Source organism: Paraburkholderia sp. SIMBA_027, from assembly GCF_046535315.1.
GTDB lineage: Bacteria > Pseudomonadota > Gammaproteobacteria > Burkholderiales > Burkholderiaceae > Paraburkholderia > Paraburkholderia tropica.
In genome coordinates this window covers 1-236 of the sequence record NZ_JAWRWY010001608.1, presented here as the reverse complement: position 1 = coordinate 236, position 236 = coordinate 1, and the positions used below count along the sequence as shown (strand labels likewise).

Below are 236 nucleotides of genomic sequence, written 5' to 3'. Positions count from 1 at the left end.
GTATGCGAATTTTATCGGCGGTGAATGGGTCAAGCCCGTCGCAGGCGAGTACTTCGACAATGTCTCGCCGATCACCGGCGAGCCGTTCACGTCGATCCCGCGCTCACGCGAGGCCGATATCGAACTCGCGCTCGACGCCGCCCTTCGCGCGAAAGCCGCATGGGGCAAGACCTCGACCACCGACCGCGCCAACATTCTGAACCGCATCGCCGACCGGATGGAAGCGAATCTGCAAC

At 62.7% G+C, this 236-nt stretch carries 1 protein-coding gene; it reads left to right on the top strand.

Annotated elements, in window-relative coordinates; translation table 11 throughout:
• Positions 1-236, top strand: a 236-nt coding sequence (locus tag SB764_RS44615; RefSeq protein ID WP_410867390.1) for an aldehyde dehydrogenase family protein, incomplete at both ends; no start/stop codon positions are given.